This window comes from Corynebacterium tuberculostearicum SK141 (assembly GCF_000175635.1).
Classification (GTDB): domain Bacteria; phylum Actinomycetota; class Actinomycetes; order Mycobacteriales; family Mycobacteriaceae; genus Corynebacterium; species Corynebacterium tuberculostearicum_C.
Map to the genome: position 1 here is coordinate 1 of NZ_ACVP01000034.1, position 507 is coordinate 507.

At 48.8% G+C, this 507-nt stretch carries 1 rRNA gene; it reads right to left on the bottom strand.

The features are described from left to right. A 23S ribosomal RNA gene (locus CORTU0001_RS10225) occupies positions 1 to 324 on the bottom strand; the annotation flags it as partial. Positions 325 to 507: the final 183 nt, after the last annotated feature.

The window sequence follows — 507 nt, forward strand, 5'->3', positions numbered from 1 at the left end:
CCCACAACACCGCACACACAACCCCTACCAGGTATCACATGCACACGGTTTAGCCTCATCCACGTTCGTTCGCCACTACTAGCAGAATCATTATTATTTTCTCCTCCTACGGGTACTGAGATGTTTCACTTCCCCGCGTAAACCCCCACAACAGCTATGAATTCACTGAAGGGTAACCCCACATAACCAGGGCCAGGTTTCCCCATTCGGACATCCTCGGATCAACGCTCAATTGACAACTCCCCGAGGCTTAACGCAGCCTTTCACGTCCTTCATCGGCTCAGCATGCCAAGGCATCCACCATGCGCCCTTAATAACGAACACACAAACCACCCACACACAAAAAGCGCAGGTGGCCACACAAGTGAACTTGACAAAAAATTGATTAAAGAAAAAAGAAATCACACAAACACACACAAACAAACCACACGGNCTATTCATCTGTGTTTAATGCTCGCGTCCACTATACAGTTCTCACACAACACCCCAACCACACCCTGCCAACAC